Consider the following 639-nt stretch of genomic DNA (forward strand, 5'->3'; position numbering starts at 1 on the left):
CCGGCACCGGCACCGGCACTGCCTTGATCTCCGTTGGCGGCCCGATCGCCCGACACCTGGACTTCCGATCAGTTCGTATGCCGCCCGGGCCGGCGCGGTCGCCCTCGCCTGCCTGGCAGGCACGATCAAGGCGACCGCCTTCCTCGCTCTCGCCGTACTGCTCGTCGTCCACCTTCGCGAACAGCTCGTGAGCGGCACCGGCACAGCCATCAGGACCGCGGCGGCTCCACCTGCCCAGGCTGCCATGCCCCGAGGCGGCACGGCTGGCGCCATCATCACCGCCGGGACGGGAATGCTCGTTGACCTCACGGTGGCCACGGCCACGATCACGACACGACCAGCATGATCGCAGCCGGCTTCGGTCCGACCTGGATCACAGCACTGTCCACCGCTGGCAGGCTGCGGACCGACATCGCTCCGGCCGCGCTCCTCGCCCATCCGATCTCGCTATCACTGCGGCTACTCGGCGTCAGCGGCCACGCCGAGACGGTCCTCGCCTGCGCCCGAATCTCGTCGCTTACCGTGGCCGCAGCCGTCATCGCAGCGCTGTTCGGCCGGGCCTGGCGCAACCCGACGCCGCCTGAAGCCGGCACGGCTACGTGGACCGCAACGGCTACGTGGACCGCGATGCCTGGTGGG

2 pseudogenes are annotated in these 639 nt (G+C 70.6%); both read left to right on the plus strand.

Features of this window, described 5'->3' with window-relative positions:
• Window positions 1-346 (plus strand): annotated as a pseudogene (locus U9980_RS11565) (hypothetical protein); the annotation flags it as partial.
• A pseudogene (locus tag U9980_RS11570) lies at window positions 343-639 on the plus strand (hypothetical protein); the annotation flags it as partial. The pseudogenes U9980_RS11565 and U9980_RS11570, both read left to right, overlap by 4 nt.

This window comes from Protofrankia sp. Cr1, assembly GCF_963555865.1.
Taxonomy (GTDB): Bacteria; Actinomycetota; Actinomycetes; order Frankiales; family Frankiaceae; genus Protofrankia.